The sequence below is a fragment of the Streptomyces dysideae genome (assembly GCF_001514305.1).
GTDB lineage: Bacteria > Actinomycetota > Actinomycetes > Streptomycetales > Streptomycetaceae > Streptomyces > Streptomyces dysideae.
Genome location: NZ_KQ949076.1, coordinates 87,917 through 106,189, shown reverse-complemented (window position 1 = coordinate 106,189; position 18,273 = coordinate 87,917). Strand labels below are relative to the sequence as shown.

General features: G+C 69.7%; 15 protein-coding genes and 1 pseudogene. 8 read left to right on the top strand and 8 right to left on the bottom strand.

The features are described 5' to 3' along the window. Window positions 1–49 precede the first annotated feature (49 nt). The 3 genes from AQJ91_RS03815 to AQJ91_RS03805 all read right to left on the bottom strand — a co-directional run bounded on the left by AQJ91_RS03815 (window position 50) and on the right by AQJ91_RS03805 (window position 3,334). On the bottom strand, window positions 50–1,018 hold the full coding sequence (locus AQJ91_RS03815) for a hypothetical protein (protein ID WP_067016326.1): 969 nt from the start codon (window positions 1,016–1,018) through the stop codon (window positions 50–52). A gap of 122 nt (window positions 1,019–1,140) precedes the next feature. Beyond that, window positions 1,141–2,145 (bottom strand): zinc-dependent alcohol dehydrogenase, encoded by a 1,005-nt coding sequence (locus tag AQJ91_RS03810; protein ID WP_067016324.1) that lies wholly within the window; start codon window positions 2,143–2,145, stop codon window positions 1,141–1,143. A 31-nt stretch (window positions 2,146–2,176) separates the two neighbouring features. Then, entirely contained in the window at window positions 2,177–3,334 is a 1,158-nt protein-coding gene (locus AQJ91_RS03805; RefSeq protein WP_067016322.1) for a mandelate racemase/muconate lactonizing enzyme family protein, read from the bottom strand. 254 nt (window positions 3,335–3,588) lie between these two features. On the opposite strand from AQJ91_RS03805, the gene AQJ91_RS48675 reads away from it, so the two are divergent. The 6 genes from AQJ91_RS48675 (at window position 3,589) to yjfF (ending at window position 10,777) form a co-directional block, all read left to right on the top strand. Further along, on the top strand, window positions 3,589–4,293 hold the full coding sequence (locus tag AQJ91_RS48675; protein ID WP_067016319.1) for an SCO2400 family protein: 705 nt from the start codon (window positions 3,589–3,591) through the stop codon (window positions 4,291–4,293). A gap of 518 nt (window positions 4,294–4,811) precedes the next feature. Beyond that, window positions 4,812–5,858, top strand: a complete 1,047-nt coding sequence (locus AQJ91_RS03795) for a LacI family DNA-binding transcriptional regulator (RefSeq protein WP_067016317.1) — start codon at window positions 4,812–4,814, stop codon at window positions 5,856–5,858. A 139-nt stretch (window positions 5,859–5,997) separates the two neighbouring features. After that, on the top strand, window positions 5,998–7,008 hold the full coding sequence (locus AQJ91_RS03790; protein ID WP_067016315.1) for a substrate-binding domain-containing protein: 1,011 nt from the start codon (window positions 5,998–6,000) through the stop codon (window positions 7,006–7,008). 108 nt (window positions 7,009–7,116) lie between these two features. After that, window positions 7,117–8,649, top strand: a complete 1,533-nt coding sequence (locus tag AQJ91_RS03785) for a sugar ABC transporter ATP-binding protein (RefSeq protein ID WP_067016313.1) — start codon at window positions 7,117–7,119, stop codon at window positions 8,647–8,649. After that, window positions 8,646–9,755 (top strand): ABC transporter permease, encoded by a 1,110-nt coding sequence (locus AQJ91_RS03780; protein WP_067016311.1) that lies wholly within the window; start codon window positions 8,646–8,648, stop codon window positions 9,753–9,755. Before AQJ91_RS03785 ends, AQJ91_RS03780 begins: the two co-directional genes overlap by 4 nt. Further along, window positions 9,755–10,777: a galactofuranose ABC transporter, permease protein YjfF gene (gene yjfF / locus AQJ91_RS03775; RefSeq protein ID WP_067016309.1), complete on the top strand. Its 1,023-nt coding sequence runs from the start codon at window positions 9,755–9,757 to the stop codon at window positions 10,775–10,777. Before AQJ91_RS03780 ends, yjfF begins: the two co-directional genes overlap by 1 nt. 80 nt (window positions 10,778–10,857) lie before the next feature. Here the strand turns inward: yjfF and AQJ91_RS03770 are convergent, their stop codons facing one another. Together AQJ91_RS03770 and AQJ91_RS03765 are read right to left on the bottom strand one after the other, a co-directional pair. Next, complete coding sequence (locus AQJ91_RS03770) at window positions 10,858–11,415, bottom strand: DinB family protein (RefSeq protein WP_067016307.1); 558 nt, start codon at window positions 11,413–11,415, stop codon at window positions 10,858–10,860. Between the two features lie 30 nt (window positions 11,416–11,445). Further along, a complete protein-coding gene (locus tag AQJ91_RS03765) occupies window positions 11,446–11,883 on the bottom strand; it encodes a MarR family winged helix-turn-helix transcriptional regulator (protein WP_067016305.1) in 438 nt (145 codons plus the stop codon). 126 nt (window positions 11,884–12,009) lie between these two features. Between AQJ91_RS03765 and AQJ91_RS03760 the strand changes: the two genes are divergently transcribed. After that, window positions 12,010–13,032 carry an NADP-dependent oxidoreductase gene (locus AQJ91_RS03760; protein ID WP_067016303.1) on the top strand — a complete coding sequence of 341 codons (1,023 nt, stop codon included), beginning with the start codon at window positions 12,010–12,012 and terminating at the stop codon, window positions 13,030–13,032. 96 nt (window positions 13,033–13,128) lie between these two features. On the opposite strand, the gene AQJ91_RS03755 is transcribed toward AQJ91_RS03760, so the two are convergent. After that, window positions 13,129–14,280, bottom strand: a complete 1,152-nt coding sequence (locus AQJ91_RS03755; protein WP_067016301.1) for a serine hydrolase domain-containing protein — start codon at window positions 14,278–14,280, stop codon at window positions 13,129–13,131. Continuing rightward, window positions 14,277–16,850 carry a M14 family zinc carboxypeptidase gene (locus AQJ91_RS03750; protein WP_067017190.1) on the bottom strand — a complete coding sequence of 858 codons (2,574 nt, stop codon included), beginning with the start codon at window positions 16,848–16,850 and terminating at the stop codon, window positions 14,277–14,279. The genes AQJ91_RS03755 and AQJ91_RS03750 overlap by 4 nt, the downstream gene beginning before the upstream one ends. 284 nt (window positions 16,851–17,134) lie before the next feature. Here AQJ91_RS03750 and AQJ91_RS03745 point away from each other — a divergent pair, with 284 nt between their 5' ends. Then, window positions 17,135–17,956, top strand: a complete 822-nt coding sequence (locus tag AQJ91_RS03745) for an EI24 domain-containing protein (protein ID WP_067016299.1) — start codon at window positions 17,135–17,137, stop codon at window positions 17,954–17,956. Here AQJ91_RS03745 and AQJ91_RS48665 read toward each other — a convergent pair. Continuing rightward, window positions 17,946–18,209: pseudogene (locus AQJ91_RS48665) on the bottom strand (pyroglutamyl peptidase); the annotation flags it as partial. The gene AQJ91_RS03745 and the pseudogene AQJ91_RS48665 overlap by 11 nt on opposite strands. Window positions 18,210–18,273: the final 64 nt, after the last annotated feature.

Genomic DNA, 18,273 nt, shown 5'->3' with positions numbered 1-18,273 from the left:
GATTGTGTGCGGCTGCGTCGCCTTTTGTGAAGGCTGTTTGTTCGAAACGTTATGAGGGAGTTTCGAAACGGTTGAGGGCGCCCGGCAGTCGCGAGCCGAGCGGCGCCATGTCGCCGTCCGCTCCATGGCGCGCGAGCAGGTCCAGGGCGAGCCGGCCGCGCCGCACTCTTTCCCGGGCCGTGTTCAGGGTCAGGTCGCGCATGTGATGCCCGTAGGGGTAGATCCCGGGTGCCTTCGACAGACCGAACTTCAGGTAGAGCGGTGCGCCGCGCCGGATCAGTTCGGCGACCTCGTACATCCGTACGTAGCCGCCGAGGTCGTCGGGGGCCTCGATGTACATGTCCATGGGAGCGGCGGAGACCCGCCGGATCTCGGTGAGGTGGTCGAGCGTCAGGTCGCTCGGCACGTTGATCGAGTCGCCGCCGAGGTTCTCGTAGACGGCGTACGCGGCCGGGTTGACCGGCCCGATCAGCGCCGACACCTTGAGCGTGGTGTCGGCCGGGATGATCCCGGCGACCCGCGCCCGGTGCAGCGCCCACAGCACGCCCTCGTCGGCGACGAGGAGGCACTTCACGCCCAGCTCGGTGGCGCGGACCGCGTCCTCCACACACCCGGCGACCGCGTCGTGGCCCCGGGCGCGCAGCCCGCCGCCCCGCGAGTCGGTACGGGTGGAGCCGCCGATGTCCCAGGTGCCGCGCGGGCCGGTGAACAGGCAGAGCTCGATGTCGCGCTCGGCCGTCGCCTCCACCATCTCGGTGATCTCGGCGTCGGTGAGCATCCACACGCCGCTGCCCTGGCTGATCCGGTGGATCGGCACATCGAGCCGCGAGGCCTCCTTGAGGACCACGGCGAGCGCCTCGGGCCCCTCGACGGAGGGAACCTCGGTGCGCCAGCGGCCGCCGCCGGGGAAGGTGTGCGGGGAGGCGTCGGAAGGGTCGAGGGCGGGCGCGTTCAGGCCGAGCGCGGCAAGCGCCTGCTCGCCGGGACGGCGCGGCGCCGGGGCGGTGGTGTCGGTCACAAGCTGTCCTTCACATTCGGTATTTCGGACGAGGTTCGCGGCTCTGGGTGCGCAAGGCTTTTGGGTGTACGCCGGTACGGAGTCGTCAGGTACCCCGTACCGGCGTACGGCTCAGGGGTGGGTCATGGCCGCAGCAGGACCTTTCCGACCGTCGGGTCGCCGGACCCCACCAAATCGATGGCCTGCGGGAACTCCGCCAGCGGCAGCTCGTGCGTGACGAGCGGCAGCGGATCGAGGAGCCCGGCCCCGAAGACCCGCACCGTGTGCGCCCAGGCGTCCGGCGGCGCCCCGAACACGGTGTGCACCTCCAGCTGCCGTACGACGAGATCGGTCGGGTCGAGTCCGTCGGCACCCGACGCCGGGATCCCCGTCAGGACCAGCCGCCCACCGCGCCGCAGCAGGGCGGCGGCGGTGCGCGCCGCGTCCGCGGACCCGGCGGTCTCGATGACGACGTCGAAGTCGTCCGGGAGCTCCTCGTCCTTCGTGCGGAAGTCCGTGGCACCGAACCGCTTCGACAGCTCCGCCCGGTCCGGCCGGGTGCCCACGACGAGCAGTTCCGCCGGCGAACCCGCCTTCAGGAACTGAACGGCGAACATTCCGAGCGTTCCCGTGCCCACGACGGCGACCTTCTCGCCAGGGAGGGCGTTCGCCTTGAGTGCGGCGGCCGCGATGCACGCGGCCGGCTCCAGCAGTGCCGCCGCCGTCAGATCCGCGTCGTCCGCCAGAACGTGCAGCAGACGGGCGGGGAGCGTGAGGGTGGTGGCCATGGCGCCCGGCTGGGTGAAGCCGGTCTCCTCGTAGCCCGCCGTGCACAGCGTGGTCTCGCCCGCGTGGCAGCGGTCGCACACCTGGCAGTTCCGGAAGCCCTCGCCCACGACCTTGCGGCCTACAAGACCTGACGGTACCCCGTCCCCGACCGCCTCCACCGTTCCGGACCACTCGTGGCCCGGGATGAGGGGATAGCGGACGTATCCTTCCGGCCGGTTGCCCTGGTAGACCTCGCGGTCACTGCCGCAGATCCCGGAGGCGTGCACGCGGACCAGGGCCTCGCCGGCGGCGGGCTGCCGGGGCTCGTGCGGGACGAGCCGGTGCTCGCCCGGCGCCTCGATGACTACGGCGGTGCTCACTGGGTCCCCCTGGAGCCGGACCGGCGGGTGCTCACTTGCTCCCCTTGGGCTTGCGCTGCTCCCAGCCCTCGGCCCACAGGTCGAACCGGGCCTGCTGCTGGGGGAACTCCGCCGCGGCGTCCACGTCCAGCTCAACGCCGAGGCCGGGCTTGTCGGAGAGGTGGAAGTAGCCGTCCACGACCTCCGGCGCCCCCGAGATGACCTTCTTGATCTCCGCGTCCGCGAAGTCGTTGAAGTGCTCGAGGATCTTGAAGTTCGGCGAGGTGAAGCCTACCTGGAGGGAGGCGGCGGTCAGGACCGGCCCTCCCACGTTGTGCGGCGCGACCAGTACGTAGTGCGTCTCGGCGGTGGCGGCCAGCTTGCGGGTCTCCCAGATGCCGCCGATGTGACCGACATCGGGCTGGATGATGTCCACGGCCTGGCTCTCGAAGAGCTCCCGGAACTCGATCCGGTCGTGGATCCGCTCACCCGTGGCGACCGGGATGTCGACCTTGGCGGCGACCTTCTCCAGCGCCTTCAGGTTCTCCGGCGGGCACGGCTCCTCCAGCCACGCGGGCTTGAAAGGCGCCAGCTCCTTGGCCAGCCGGACGGCGGTGGCGGGGGAGAAGCGGCCGTGCATCTCCAGCATCAGCTCGGAGTCCGGCCCGATGGCGTCACGTACAGCCTCGATCAGGGAGACGGAGTAGAGCGTCTCGTCGTGGTCGAGCTCGAAGTGACCGGTGCCGAAGGGGTCGATCTTGAGGGCCTTGTAACCGCGCGCCATGACCTCCTGCGCGGCCTTGTGGTACGCCTCGGGGGTGCGCTCCGTGGTGTACCAGCCATTGGCGTACGCCTTGACCTTGTCGGTGACCTTGCCGCCGAGCAGCTGCCAGACGGGGACGCCGAGGGCCTTGCCCTTGATGTCCCAGCAGGCCATCTCGATCACGGCGATGCCGGACATCACGATCTCGCCGGCCCGCCCGTAGTCGCCGTACTTCATACGGCGGACCAGATCCTCGACAGCGAACGGGTCCGACCCGAGAATGTGGTTGGCCTCTGCCTCGTGCAGATAACCGAGCAGGGCGTCGGTGTGGCCCAGCATGCGGGTCTCGCCGACGCCGGTGAGCCCCTCGTCGGTGTGCACCTGGACGTAGGTCAGGTTGCGCCATGGCGTCCCTACCACGTGCGTGCTGATTCCCGTGATGCGCACGGTAGCTACTCCCTCGTCCTCTTCGGCTCTGTTCGAAATATCGTCACACGTTCGAAATGCTGGTCGCGACAGTAAGGATGACGCGGTCGGAGTGTCAATGGGTCGAACGCACAACGGTTTCGACGCGATGGCCGGGATGGCGGGCAATGGTCCGGGCTGTCCCCGCCCCGAAACGCCACAACACAAGGCTCCCACACAACTTTCACGGCTCCGCCCGGGAACGTTACCCGTGCGGAACATAATCTTCCGACGTCATGGACTACTGCCACCCGTGCCAACGGCACCTCAATGGCGCCCTCGCCTGCCCGGGGTGCGGCACATCGGCCGAAGCGTGCCGGGCGTACGCGGACTCGTTGTCCGATCGGGACGACGAGTCCGTGGACGAACACGACGAACGCGACGAAGCGCGCGAACGCGACGCCCCGGAGGCCGGTGGACGTCGAGCCCGGGACCGTGGACGCGGTGCGGGGGCGGGCCGGCGGGACCGGCGGGCGGCGCTGCACCGGCGCCGTCGCCGACGGGTGCTGGTGATCGGGACGGGGCTGCTGCTCGCCGTGGGCGGGCTGAGTCTCGTGGAACTCGGCATGGAGGCGCCGCCGGCGGAGCCGAACGCGGTGTCCGCGGATGAGGCCTCCGCCGCTTCGCCGACGACTTCGTCGGAGGGTGGCTCGGCAGCCGGCGACGGGGCGGGCGGATCGGCCGCTGCCGACGGGGATTCGCCGGACGAGTCGGCGTCTGCCTCGGCCTCGGCGTCGAAGGAGCCCAAGGACGAGGACCGGGACAAGCCCAAGGGCGGTCCGGCCTCGAACGCGACGGCGCGCCCCACCTCCTCGGCTCCCGCCGCGACCTCCCCACCGCAGGACTCCAGCACCCCGACGGCTGATCCGACCTCGGACCTCCCGACCCCGGATCCGACCCCTTCGGAGACGTGCACGCGCTTCCTGTGGTGGTGCTCGTAGGGTTCCGGACGGGCGGACCGCTCGTCGTCCGAAGCCGACGGTGACCGGGGGTCGCGTGAGCCTCTCCGTGCGGGGGAGGCCCGGCTGTCGGTCCTGTCGGTCCTGTCGGTCCTGTCGGTCCTGTCGGTCCTGTCGGTCCTGTCGGTCCTGTCGCCACATCGCCGTTCGGCTACGGCACACCTCGTGTCGACACCCGGCCTGTTTCCCGGCCGCGATGTGCGCCACGGCCGACCGCCTCCTGAACACTCGCAGCGTGCCGCGTTATTCAACCGTGACGACTTCCCTGATGCAGCCCTCTTGACCGCCATGAATTGTTAGCGCTCACAATGACCTCCGCGTTCACCATTCCGCGCCGGGCGGCAACCAAGGAGCTACGAGGACGTGCCAGCAGTGACTCAACTCGCCTTCCCACCCGGTGCCATGAGGCTTTCCGGAACCCCGGCGTGAAGCCGACGGCGGGGAACCACCAGCCCACAGCACAGGTCTTATCGGCAGACGACCGCCAAGGAGGTGCGGCCGTGACACACTCGCAGCTTCGGCCGCCCACCATGGCCGACGTGGCACGCCTGGCCGGCGTGTCCCACCAGACCGTGTCCCGCGTACTGGGGGATCACCCCAATGTGCGGGACGAGACCAGGGCCAGGGTGCAGCGCGCGATCGAGGAGATGGGCTACCGCCGCAACTCCTCCGCACGGGCCCTGGTGACCCGGCGCACCAGGACCCTGGGCGTGGTCGCCTCCAACACCACGCTCTACGGCCCGGCCAGCACGTTGTTCGCGCTCGAGGAGGCGGCGCGTGCCGAGGGGTATCTTGTCTCGACGGTCAGTCTGCGCAAACTGACGGTGGAGACGCTGTCCGAGGCCCTGGACCACCTCAGCGAGGGAGGGGTGGAGGGGGTGATCGCCATCGCCCCGCAGCGGTCGGCGGTCGAGGCCCTCGCCGAACTCCGCCGTCCCTTTCCGGTGGTGGCCGTGGGAACCGGGTCCGGCGTGGAGATCCCCAGCGTCAACGTGGATCAACATCTGGGTGCGCGGCTGGTCACCGGCCATCTGCTGGCCGCGGGCCACCGCAAGGTCTGGCATCTCGCCGGGCCCGAGGACTGGCAGGAGGCGGCGGACCGGACCGTCGGCTGGCGGGCGACCCTCGAAGAGGCAGGCGTGGAACCGCCGATGCCGCTGCGGGGTGACTGGAGTCCGTTGTCGGGCTACCGTGCGGGCCAGGAACTGGCCGGCTGGGTGGGCCGCGGTCTGACCGCAGTCTTCGTCGCCAACGACCAGATGGCGCTGGGGGTGTTGCGGGCTCTGCGTGAGGCGGGCGTGCGAACTCCCCAGGACGTCGCGGTGGCCGGGTTCGACGACATCCCGGAGTCGGAGTTCTTCGCTCCGCCGCTCACCACCGTCCGGCAGGACTTCTCGACGGTGGGCACGCGGAGCATCGCCCTGCTGCTGGACCTCATCGAGGGCCGGACCCCCTCCGGGACATCACAAATCGCCATCGAACCTCAACTCGTCGTCCGCGCCAGCACCTTTCCGTACCACCCTCAACCGGGGACCGCTCCCGGCTGACATGACACCAACCGATCGCCTTCCATCCACCAGCGCGGCCGACATTTCGAACAATGATCGACAGGCTGGACGCAGTGCGGCCGGTCCCATCGAGTACCAGCGGGTCCATCCCAGGGCCGGCTCTTCAAAGGAGAAGAACATGCTCAACAGACGGAACTTCCTCACTGCGGCGGTCGGCGTGGTGGCTGCGACGGGCCTGGCGGCCTGCGCCAAGGAGGACGACAGTTCCTCGTCCTCCGACTCCGGCAGCGGCGGCGGCAAGAAGCTCGTCCTCGGCTTCTCCCAGGTCGGTTCGGAGAGCGGCTGGCGCAGTGCCAACACCGACTCGGTGAAGGAAGCGGCCAAGGAGGCGGGCTACACCCTCAAGTTCTCCGACGCGCAGCAGAAGCAGGAGAACCAGATCTCCGCGATCCGCAGCTACATCACCCAGGGTGTGGACGTCATAGCCTTCTCGCCGGTGGTCGTCACCGGCTGGGACGCGGTGCTGAAGGAGGCCAAGGCCAAGAAGATCCCGGTGGTCCTCACCGACCGCTCCGTCGAGACCTCCGACGAGTCCCTGTTCGTGACCCTGGTCGGCTCCGACTTCACGGACGAGGGCCGGCGCGCGGCCAAGATCCTGGAGAAGGTCCTCGAGAAGGCCGGCCACAAGGGCCCCGTGAAGATCGCACAGCTGGAGGGCACCACCGGTGCCGCCCCCGCGATCGAGCGTGCCAAGGGCTTCAAGGAGGTCATGGACGCCGACCACGCGGACGACTGGAAGATCGTCGTCAGCCAGACCGGCGACTTCACCCGCGCCGGCGGCAAGCAGGTCATGGCGGCCTTCCTGCAGTCCAACCCGGACATCGACGTGCTGTTCGCGCACAACGACGACATGGGCATCGGCGCCATCCAGGCCATCGAGGCGGCCGGCAAGAAGCCCGGCAAGGACATCCTGATCGTCACGGTCGACGGCGTGAAGGACGGCTTCATCGCCATGTCCGAGGGCAAGATCAACGCCATCGTCGAGTGCAACCCGCTGCTCGGCCCCCAGCTGATGGAGGTCGTCCAGAAGGTCAAGGACGGCGAGACGGTCGAGCGCTGGATCAAGACCGAGGAGAGCGACTTCATGCAGGACCAGGCCAAGGCCGCGCTCCCCACTCGCAAGTACTGACCGACCGCACCCACCGGCAGGGAGCCTCCGCCTGACCAAGCCCTCCGCCCAGAGGGTTGTCCAGGGGGCTCCCTGCGGGCCTGAACGAAATCCATGAGGAGCGCTGCCATGGCAGAGCCGCTGCCCGTCCTGGAGATGACGGGCATAGTCAAAGAGTTTCCGGGGGTACGGGCTCTGTCGGGTGTCGACTTCCGGCTCTTCCCCGGCGAGATCCACGCCCTGATGGGCGAGAACGGCGCTGGTAAATCCACCCTGATCAAGGTGTTGACCGGGGTCTACTCCCTGGACGGCGGCACGATCACCCTCGACGGGAAGTCCGTGCGGTTCGGCAGCCCGCTGCAGGCGCAGCAGGCCGGCATCAGCACGGTCTACCAGGAGGTCAACCTCTGCCCCAACCTGTCGGTGGCGGAGAACATCTTCATCGGACGGGAACCGACCCGCTTCGGCCGCATCCAGTGGAAGCGGCTGCGCAAGGAGGCAGCGGAGCTGGTCGACCGGCTCGGCCTCGACATCGACGTCACCGCACCCCTGTCCTCGTACCCGCTCGCCGTGCAGCAACTGGTCGCGATCGTACGATCGGTGAGCACCGGCGCTGGGGAGGGCCAGGGCACCAAGGTCCTGGTCCTGGACGAGCCGACGTCCAGCCTCGACCGCGACGAGGTCCTCGAACTGTTCCGCCTGATGCGGCGGTTGAAGGACGAGGGGGTCGCGATCCTGTTCGTCTCCCACTTCCTCGACCAGATCTACGAGATCTGCGACCGGATGACCGTCCTGCGCAACGGCACCCTCGTCGGCGAGCACATGGTGAGCGAGCTCGACCAGGTCGGACTGATCCAGCTCATGATCGGCAAGGCCCTGGACCAGCTGGAGGAGCTCCACGAGCACCAGCTGCACGCCGACGTCGGCGAGACGCTGCTGAAGGCGGACGGCCTCGGCAGGACGGGCGGTATCGCCCCCTTCGATCTGGAGATCAAGAAGGGCGAGGTCGTCGGACTGGCCGGCCTGCTCGGCTCCGGCCGTACCGAACTCGCCCGGCTGCTCTTCGGCGCCGACCAGCCGGACAGCGGCAAGGTGTCCATCGGCGGCAAGCAGGTCTCGATGAGCGCCCCGAACGACGCCATCGGCGCCGGGGTCGCGTTCTGCTCGGAGAACCGCAAGACCGAGGGCCTGGTCCCGGATCTGACGGTGCGGGAGAACATCATCCTCGCCCTGCAGGCAGCCCGCGGCTGGACCCGGCCCATCCCGTCCGCCCAGCGCGACGAACTCGTCGGCAAGTACATCAAGGCGCTGGACATCCGCCCCGCCAACCCGGAGGCCCGCGTCGGTCAGCTCAGCGGCGGCAACCAGCAGAAGGTGCTGCTCGCCCGCTGGCTGATCACCCAGCCGAAGCTGCTGATCCTCGACGAGCCCACGCGCGGCATCGACATCGGCGCCAAGGCCGAGATCCAGAAGCTCGTGGTGTCCCTCTCCGAGGACGGCATGTCCGTGCTCTACATCGCGGCCGAGCTGGAGGAGGTCCTCCGCCTCAGCCACACCATCGGGGTGCTGCGCGACCGCAAGCTGGTGGCGCGGCTCACCAACGGGCCGGAGATCACTTCCAGCAAGATCCTCGAGACCATCGCGAGCGGAGAACACCAGTGACCACCACCTCCCGTTGGCGAGCACTGACGCACCATCACCTGTTCTGGCCGGTCGCGGTCCTGGTCGTCCTGCTGCTCGTCAACGTCCCCTTCACCCCCGACTTCTTCTCGATCAGGATGACGGACGGCCACCTCTACGGCAGCCTCGTCTCGATCGTGCTGTTCGGCTCGCCTCTGATCCTGGTGGCGGTCGGCATGACCCTGGTCATCGCCACCGGCGGCATCGACCTCTCCGTCGGTGCCGTGGTCGCCATCACCGGCGCCCTGACCTGTTCGTACATCAGTGACCAGGCCGACCAGAACGCCCTGTCCGCGGTGTTCCTGGCCATGGGTGTCGGGCTGGTGGCCGCGGTCGTCTGCGGCCTGTGGAACGGCTTCCTGGTCGCCCGGATGGGCATCCAGCCGATCATCGCCACGCTGATCATCATGGTCGCCGGGCGCGGTGTCGCCCAGCTGATCACCGACGGCAAGATCATCACCATCAACAGTGAGCCGTACAAGCTGATCGGCGGCGGCTACTGGCTGACGCTGCCTTTCTCGATCTTCGTGGTGGCCGCGGTCGTGGCCGTCACCGTGGCGCTGACCCGCCGCACGGCGCTCGGCCTGCTCGTCGAGTCGGTCGGCGGCAACGCCGAGGCCAGCCGACTGGTCGGCATCAGGTCCCTCCGCATCAAGATCATGGTGTACGTGTTCTGCGCCCTGTGCGCCGGCATCGCGGGCCTGATGATCAGCTCCAACACCTCGGCCGCGGACGGCAACAACGCCGGCCTGTGGATCGAACTCGACGCGATCCTCGCCGTGGTGATCGGCGGCACCTCGCTGTTGGGCGGCCGGTTCTCCATCGGCGGCACGGTGATCGGCGCCCTCGTCATCCAGACGCTGACCACCACGATCTACACCATCGGCGTGCCGACCCAGACCAACCTGGTTTTCAAGGCCGCCGTCGTCATCATCGTCTGCCTGCTGCAGTCCCCGAAGTTCCGCGCGAAGGTCTTCGGTGCCAAGTTCGGCTCCAAGTCCGGTGCGACGGGCGGCGGCACGTCGCCCGCCACCCCGGCGAAGACCGCCACGACGCCCGAGGCAGCCCCCAAGATGGAGGTGTCGTGATGAGCGCGACCACCCAGACCCCCACGGCGCCGGACAGCCGTACGACGTCCAAGGCCGCGCAGTTGCTCGGTGACCGGCGCCTGCCCGTCCTGGTGACCGCCACGCTCTTCCTCGCGATGTACATCGCGGGCCTGAGCCGCTACCAGAACTACGGTTTCGGCGAACCGCAGGTCTTCCTCAACCTCTTCATCGACAACGGCTACCTGCTGGTCGCCGCCGTCGGCGCCACCTTCGTCATCATGTCCGGCGGTATCGACCTGTCCGTCGGCTCCGTGATCGGCTTCACGACCATGTTCACGGCATGGCTGGTGGAGCGTCAGGGCCTGCCCATCCTGGTCGTCATCCCCATGGCGCTGGCCGTGGGAGCCCTCGGCGGCTTCCTGATGGGCTATGTGATCCACAACTTCGAGATCCAGCCCTTCATCGTGACCCTCGCCGGCCTCTTCCTCTTCCGGGGCCTGTGCCTGGTCATCAGCAAGGAGTCGATCGCCATCGGCGACGCCTCGGTGAGCAGCATGGCGCAGGCGCAGGCCTCGCTGGGGGTGGGCTTCCTGTCGGTGGGCGCCATCGTCGCGCTCGTCGTCCTCGCCGTGGCGTTCTACGTCCTGCACTACACGCCCTTCGGACGCCGGGTGTACGCCATCGGCGGCAACGAGCAGTCGGCCCTGCTGATGGGTCTTCCGCAGGGCGGCACCAAGATCGCCGTGTACACGGTGAGCGGGTTCTGCTCGGCGCTGGCGGGCCTGCTCTTCACCCTGTACATCCAGTCCGGTGACCCGCTGCACGCGACCGGCATGGAACTCGACGCGATCGCCGCGGTCGTCATCGGCGGCACGCTGCTGACGGGCGGCTCCGGCTACGTCCTGGGCACCCTCTTCGGCGTCCTCGTCCTGGGCCTGATCAAGAGCATCATCCAGTTCGAGGGCACGCTCAGCTCCTGGTGGACGAAGATCGCCACCGGTGTGCTGCTCTGCGCGTTCATCCTGATCCAGCGCGCCATGACGGCCCGTAAGAAAGCCTGAGCCGAAGAGAACGCCTTCGCTCCGGAGCGGTCCGTCGCACGTACACCGTGCGACGGACCGCTCGGCGTTCTCGCCCGGGGTCAGTCCGGCGGGTCCTCCCCCGTCAGCCCGTCCACCGACTCGCGGAGCAGATCGGCGTGGCCCACATGCCGGGCGTACTCCTCGATGAGGTCGACGAGGATGCGGCGCAGGCTCGGGGACTCGCCCCGGGAGGTGGTGAAGCGCCCCAGCTGCGCCACGCCGCCTTCGGCCAGCGCGGCGCCGACGACCGCGCGGGAGCGGGCGACCGCGGACTGCCAGAGGTCCATGAGCTGCTCGGGACTGTCGTCGTCGGCCGACCGCCAGGCCCAGTCGGGATCGGCGTCCCAGTCCACCCCGTCCCACGGCGCCTCCGGTTTCTCCCGCCCCAGCAGCAGTCGGCTGAAGTGGGTGTCCTCGACATGGGCGAGATGCTTCAGCAGGCCGCCGAGGGTGACGGCGGAGGCGCCCACGGTGGCCCGCAGACCGGCCGAGTCCAGGCCGGAGCACTTCCAGGCGAAAGTCGCGCGCTGGCGTTCCAGGGAGCCCAGCAGCGTGGCCGCCTCGTCGCCGGCGATCGGAGGTTCGACTCTTCTCGGTTGTACGACCTGATCAGTCATGGGCGGTGAGTGTAGGCAAGCCCACTGACACTACGCCCCGACCATCCGCCGCAACAGGTCCCGCAGGGACTCCCGTTCCGCCGCCGACAGCCCCGCGAGCGGCTCCCGCGCGAAGTCCAGCGAATCGCGCAGACTGCGCGCCACCCGACGCCCCTCCTGCGTGGTCGCGGCGAGCTTCACCCGGCGGTCGTTCGGGTCGGGCCGGCGCTCCACCAGCCCCCGAGCCTCCAGGCGATCCACGATCCCTGTCACGTTCGACGGCTCGCACTTCAGCTTCTGGGCGAGCCGCCGCATGGGCAGCGGCTCCAGGGAGAGCAGGCTGAGCAGCCGGGCCTGGGCGCCGGTCAGGGCGTGCTCGGCGGCGGCGTCCTCGTACTCCTCGTGATAGCGGGCCACGACCGTGCCGATGAGGTCGACGACCTCAAGGGTCAGCGGGTCGATACGGGGTGTCGTCTTCTGCGTGGCCATGGGCTCCAGGCTACCCCTTTACTTGACAACATGAAATATTCAGGAGCATGGTTGTTTCAGATGCTGAAGTAAATTGAGGCAGATCGAGCCGCACGCACGAGAACGCAGGAAACAGGAAGGCCCCTCATGTCCGACACCCCCGCCCTCCCCGCCACCAGCCGCGAATGGCACCTGCTCAGCCGCCCCGTCGGCTGGCCGCAGCCCGAGGACTTCGCCCTGGTCGAGGCGGAGATCCGGCAGCCCGGCACGGGCGAGGTCCTCGTACGGAACAAGTACCTCTCGGTCGACCCCTACATGCGTGGCAGGATGTCCGCGGCCAAGTCGTACGTCGCCCCGTTCGAGCTGGGCAAGGTCATGCAGGGCGGCGCGGTCGGCGAGGTCGTCGCGTCGAACGCCGAGGGCATCGCCCCGGGCGACCACGTGCTCCACTTCGGCGGCTGGCGCGAGTACGCCACGATCGACGCCAAGCAGGCCGTCAAGGTCGACCCGGACGCCGCGCCCCTGTCCACGTACCTCGGCGTCCTCGGCATGACCGGCCTCACCGCCTACGCCGGCCTCCTGCGCACCGCCTCCTTCAAGGAGGGCGACTCCGTCTTCGTCTCCGGCGCCGCCGGTGCCGTCGGCAGCCAGGTCGGCCAGATCGCCAGGCTCAAGGGCGCCTCACGGGTCATCGGCTCCGCCGGCTCCGACGAGAAGGTCAAGCTCCTTGTCGAGGAGTACGGCTTCGACGCGGCCTTCAACTACAAGAACGGGCCGGTCGGCGAGCAGCTGCGCGAGGCGGCGCCCGACGGCGTCGACGTCTACTTCGACAACGTCGGCGGCGACCACCTGGAGGCCGCGATCGGCTCCCTCAACCTCGGCGGCCGTATCGCGATCTGCGGCATGATCTCGGTCTACAACAACACCGAGCCCGCCCCCGGTCCGAAGAACCTCGCCCGCCTCATCGCGACCCGCGGCCGCATCGAGGGCCTCCTCGTCAACGACCACTACGACCTCCAGCCGCAGTTCGTCCAGGAGGTCGGCGGCTGGGTCCGCTCCGGCGAGCTGAAGTACCGCGAGACGGTCGTCGAGGGCATCGAGAACAACCTGGAGGCGTTCCTCGGGGTGCTGCGCGGCGACAACACCGGCAAGATGATCGTCAAGGTCTGAGCCCACACCCGTGACGCCCGCCTGACCGCGTTCGTTGCACACGACGGAGCCCGCACCCCTGGACGTGGGGTGCGGACTCCGTCGTATCCGGGTGGATCAGTGCGCGAGTGCCGCCGTGTGCACCGCCCGCACCAGCCGCTCGTTCTCCGGCGCCGCCCCGCCCGGAAAGGCATACCGCCGCCGCGTGTACCCGTACGCCAGCCCGCTGCGCGGATCCGCGAACGCCTGTGACCCGGCAGCCCCGCTGTGCCCGAACGTCCCGGCACCCAGGAACGGGTACGCCATGTCGGCCGTCGCCTGGAAGCCGAGCCCGAACGCCTTGTGCGTCCGCGACACCAGGTCGTAGCCGATCGAATGGATCTGCCCGACCTCGGCGACCGTGTCCGGCTTCAGCAGCGGTGGCCGTCCGTCCACCTCGCTGATCGCCGCCGCGTACATCCCGGCGAGCCCCCGCGCGGCCGCGACCCCGCCCGCCGACGCCGGCCCCTTGGCGCGCACCGTACGGGAGTTGCCGTAGCTCATCAGATCCCCGGGGTCGGCCACATGCGTGTTGAAGGCGATCGAGGCGAGGCTGTGCGGGGCACTCGGCATCGCGGCCAGCTCGGCCTGCTGCACCGGCGTCGGCGCCATCGGCTGCACCGACCGGAAGCGGGGCTCCAGTGACTCGGGCAGACCGAGGTGGAAGTCCAGCCCGTACGGCGCCCGCACCCGCTCCTCGTACACCTCCTGGAGCGAACGGCCGGTGGCCCGCCGTACCACCTCACCGGTGAGCGCCCCGATGACGAGCGCGTGGTAGCCGAACGCCGTGCCCGGCCGCCAGAACGGCCGCTGGTCCGCGAGCCGTTCGGCGATCGCCCGGTCGTCGGCCAGCTCGTCGTCCGTGAACCCGGCGTCGAGCCCGACCAGACCGGCCCGGTGCGCGACCAGATCGCGCAGGGTCAGCCCCGCCTTGCCCTCGGCGCCGAACTCCGGCCAGTAGTACGTCACCTTGCGGTCCAGCTCGAGGGTGCCGTCCTGCACGAGCAGGGCGACCACCAGATGGGCGGCACCCTTCGTGGAGGAGAACACGCCGTAGAGGGAGTCGGCCCGGGCGCCGTCCCCGGCCCACAGGTCGACGACTCTGCGTCCGTGCACGTAGGCACACAACTGCCCCTCGTAATCGGGCAGTTCCCCCGCCACGAACGCGGCGAACTCCGCGCGCACCGCCTCGAAGCCGGCCGCGACCGTGCCGTGGATCTCCTGCGTCATCCGCTCTCCTCATCTGCGCCGCTTGCCTGTGCCATGCTGAACAACGCCCTCCCGACCTGGGCGAATTCCCCCTTGGGATGGTCCCGGAAGAGCGGCTCCGTGCCGAACAGCACGGCCTGCGCACCGCTGACCACCGAGGCCTGCCCCGCCGCGTCCGCGGGCCCGCCGGTACCGTCCTCCGCCGGCCGCCAGTGCCCGGAGACGAGCGGGTTCCCGGCCGCGTACGACTGCTCCACGCGGACCTCGGGACCGAGATCCGTGAACCACACGGGCGCGTACACGAACCCGTGGTCCGGCGAACCACCGGTGAGAACCCCGGAGTTCACCATCCGCACCACACCATTGGCGTCCCCGTTGCCCTCGACCGGCTTCGCGGCCAGCAGCCCGGTGGCGGAGTTGAGCGCCGCACCGGTGGCACCGCGCCCGACCAGACCGTGATCGTCGAGGAAGCCGTCGAGCGCCGTACGGGCGGCCGTGCCCAGGTCCTCGTACTCCAGCCCCGCCGACACGAACAGCACGTCCACCGCCGACCAGTCGAAGCCCGCGTTGAGCACGGCCGCCGAGACGGGCGTGACCTCGAAGTTCATCTCCCGCAACGCGAACAGCTCACCCGGTGTGACGGCCGCCGCGACCCGGGTGCGGTGCAGGGCGGTGGTGCCGGTCGCCGTCGTGGCGTCGAAGGCGACGTCGTACGTCCTCGCGGCGACCGCCGCCTGGGCTCGCGCCGAGCCCGGCACGATGACGCTGCCGTCCGCTGCCTGCCGTACCGAAATGCCCTTCCGCAGCAGCGAGTTGAGCGCCGCGATCTCCCGCGCGTCGTCGAGCCTCAGGCGCAGGTTGCCGCGCGGCGCGACGTAACCGACGTGCGCGGCGGCGGAGACGGGGCGGGCGGAAACGCCGTACAGGCTCCCGCGCCTCACCGGTTCGACCGTCGCACCCCACAGCCGGCCCAGACTCCACCCGGAGATGTCGTACATCACCGACACCTTGTCGCTGATGTCGCTCCCGTCGGCCAGCAGCACACTGGCCATGCCCCGCTTGGCCTGGCGCATGTCGACGACGTACGAGCCCTTCGCGTACGTCCGCCCGTCGAGCCGGAAGGCACGGATCGCGCGGGTGACGCGGACGTCGTTGGCGAGGAGGTGGTCGACGAGACGCGCGGCGGCGGTCGCGGAGCGCTGGGCGCCCCGGCCGGCCGGGATGACGTAGGCGCGCGGGAAGTCGGTCGTGTAGACGTCCTCCGGGCCGATCCCGGGCACCCCCGGCACCGTCTCCTCCGAAACCGCCACCTGCGCGGCGCCCGCGGCACCCCGCCGGAAGACCTCGATCTGGTCGGCGACGATCGAAGTGCGCTTGCTCCGCACGTAGTCGAGGGTGGCGCGGAGTGCGGCCCCCGCCACATCCACGTTGATCGCGGACCGGCGTCGCAGCTCGCTCTCCGGCAGGCTGGTGTAGGCCGCGTTGTTCACCTGTAACGGGATCTCCACCGTGTGCGCGGCGACCGTGCCGTGGAACGCCGCGTACTGCGGGGTGAAGATCGGCGGCCAGTCGTCCCAGCCCTCCTCCTCGTCCCGGAACGGGATCTGCGCGGGCTGTACGCCGTCCTTCTCCGGCGTGTAGCCGAGGCCGTTGACGGCGGACTCCATGCGGAGGGCGTTGGCGTAGGTGTTCTTCAGGAAGAGGTCGTACTCGTAGTTCTCGCCGTGCGGGGGAGTGGTGGGCTCGATGAGGGTGCCGTTGACGTAGCCGTGCAGGTCGAGCATGACGGCCGGCTGCTTGTCGATCTGGATCTGCCGCATCGCCCGTACCTCGGGCTGCGAGGCGGTGACGAAGTCCCGGTTCATGTCGAAGCCGTTGGCGTTGGCGCGGGTGCCGGCGACACGGCCGTCCGGGTTGGCGGTGATGTTGAAGTACAGGCGGGAGTGGGAGAGGAGGTCGCGCGTCTTCTGGTCCTTGGCGGTGGCGAGCTGCTCGATGAGCTTCAGGGAGGCGTCGGTGCCCTCCCACTCGTTGCCGTGGATGTTGTTGTTGATGAAGACCGGGGTCTTGTAACCCGCCTTGACCTCCCGGCTCTTGGCGGCCGCGGCGGGCGCGTTCTCGATGAGCTCGCGCATCCGCGCCTGGGCGCGGGCCTGGCGGCCGCTCTCCGGCGCGGTGACGGTGACGAGGTAGAGCCGGTGCCCGCCCGCCGAACGGCCCGCGACCTCCACGCTCACCCGGTCGCCGAGGGCCTGCAGGGCGTTCAGCTTCGGGGCGATCGCGTGGTACGGGGTGAGGCCGAGCTTGACGGACTTGTCGGCGGGGTTCTCGGGGTCGGGGGTGAGGACCTGCTCGCGCGGGTAGCCGCGGCTGTCGTCGGCCACCGGGTCGGTGGTGGCGGCGAGGGCTCGCCGGGCGGCGCTCGCCGGGGCCTGCGCGGCGCGCTGGTCGAGGGCGGGGTCGTCCCGGGTGACTGGGGGCTGGGGTGTCGCGCCGGCGGTGTGCGGGGTGAGGAACAGCGACCCCGCCGCGGTGACGGCGAGGGCGGTGATCAGAACGGGTCTCGCAGGAACGGTTCTCGTGGTGCGCACGCGTACCTCCTCCAAGGCTTCCTGAGATCGGTACGGCGAGGTGTACCTGTTCGACTCAACCGCAACAAGAGGGAGTTGGTGCCACGGATGCCCCGGACGGCGCATCCCGGGCCTCCTGGACCGGGCATCCTGAGGGCGGAAACAGCGTCGGCGTGCGGCGAGCCGGAACGGGAGGACAGCCCGTGGTAACGATCCCTACGCTTCTCGTGGCCGTGACCCCCGTATGACCAGGCTGGGACCCGTGTGAGCCCTGGCTGGCGACAGGCCCCCGATAGAGTTCCCCCATGCGCGATCTCGGGGTGGGTTTCAGTTATCTCCTCAAGGGCCAGCGATGGGTGGCCCGGCACGGCAAGCAGTACGGCTTCGGGCTGCTCCCGGGCCTCATCACACTCGTCCTCTACGCGGCGGCGCTCGTCGCACTGGCCCTGTGGGGCGCGGCCTTCGTGGCCTGGGCGACGCCCTTCGCCGACGACTGGTCGAGCCCCTGGCTCGGTCTCTTCCGCGGCTTCCTCACGGCCGTTCTGTTCGCCCTGGCGCTCCTGCTCTCCGTCCTCACCTTCACCGCGGTCACGCTCCTGGTCGGCCAGCCCTTCTACGAGAACCTCTCCGAGAAGGTCGACCGGGACGTCTCCCCGGACGGCACGGCCCCCGAGTCCGGGCTGCCGCTCTGGCGCGAGCTGTGGATCTCGGCCCGCGACAGCCTCCGGATCGTGTTCCGCGCCCTCCTGTGGGGCGTCCTGCTCTTCGCCCTCGGCTTCATCCCGGTCGTCGGCCAGACGGTCGTGCCGGTGATCGGCTTCGTCGTCACCGGCTTCTTCCTCACCGAGGAGCTCACCGCCGTCGCCCTCCAGCGCCGCGGCGTCGAACTCCGCGACCGCCTCGCCCTCCTGCGCTCCCGCAAGACCCTGGTGTGGGGCTTCGGTACACCCCTCGGCGTGGCCTTCCTGGTGCCGTTCGTCGCGGTGTTCCTGATGCCGGGCGCGGTCGCGGGCGCCACGCTGATGGCGCGCGAACTGCTGGGCGAGGAGACGGTGGAGGAGAACGCAGAGGACGCAGAGGACGCGGACGACGGGGCGGCCACCGACGACAAGCGCGTCACCCGGTGACCGGGCTGCCCGCCGCCACGCTCAGGATCGTCCGCACCTGGGCGATGATGTCCAGCCGGTTGCGCACGAACTCCGGGTCGGTCACGGACCCGGTCGCCGGATCGGTGTTGCCCGCCCCGAACTGCAGCACGGGCGTGTGCACATGCCCGCCCGGCAGCGAGTCGTGCAGCCCCAGCCGGTCCCGCAGCAGCGTCGCCCGGTAGGCGATCTCGTTGGAGAGGTAGTCCCCGCCGCCCCCCTGACGTGCCGTCGACCGTTCCTAGGGACTGAGCGGGAGTGAGTCCTGTTGCCAGGACTCATGCTCAGCCGAACGCCCC

Bases quoted from the DNA above. Each gene is read 5' to 3' on its own strand.
- AQJ91_RS48675 (WP_067016319.1), top strand. From the start codon at position 3,589: ATGGACTACTGCCACCCGTGCCAACGGCACCTCAATGGCGCCCTCGCC.
- AQJ91_RS03790 (WP_067016315.1), top strand. From the start codon at position 5,998: ATGCTCAACAGACGGAACTTCCTCACTGCGGCGGTCGGCGTGGTGGCT.
- AQJ91_RS03785 (WP_067016313.1), top strand. From the start codon at position 7,117: ATGGCAGAGCCGCTGCCCGTCCTGGAGATGACGGGCATAGTCAAAGAG.
- yjfF (WP_067016309.1), top strand. From the start codon at position 9,755: ATGAGCGCGACCACCCAGACCCCCACGGCGCCGGACAGCCGTACGACG.
- AQJ91_RS03770 (WP_067016307.1), bottom strand. From the start codon at position 11,415: ATGACTGATCAGGTCGTACAACCGAGAAGAGTCGAACCTCCGATCGCC.
- AQJ91_RS03765 (WP_067016305.1), bottom strand. From the start codon at position 11,883: ATGGCCACGCAGAAGACGACACCCCGTATCGACCCGCTGACCCTTGAG.
- AQJ91_RS03760 (WP_067016303.1), top strand. From the start codon at position 12,010: ATGTCCGACACCCCCGCCCTCCCCGCCACCAGCCGCGAATGGCACCTG.
- AQJ91_RS03755 (WP_067016301.1), bottom strand. From the start codon at position 14,280: ATGACGCAGGAGATCCACGGCACGGTCGCGGCCGGCTTCGAGGCGGTG.
- AQJ91_RS03745 (WP_067016299.1), top strand. From the start codon at position 17,135: ATGCGCGATCTCGGGGTGGGTTTCAGTTATCTCCTCAAGGGCCAGCGA.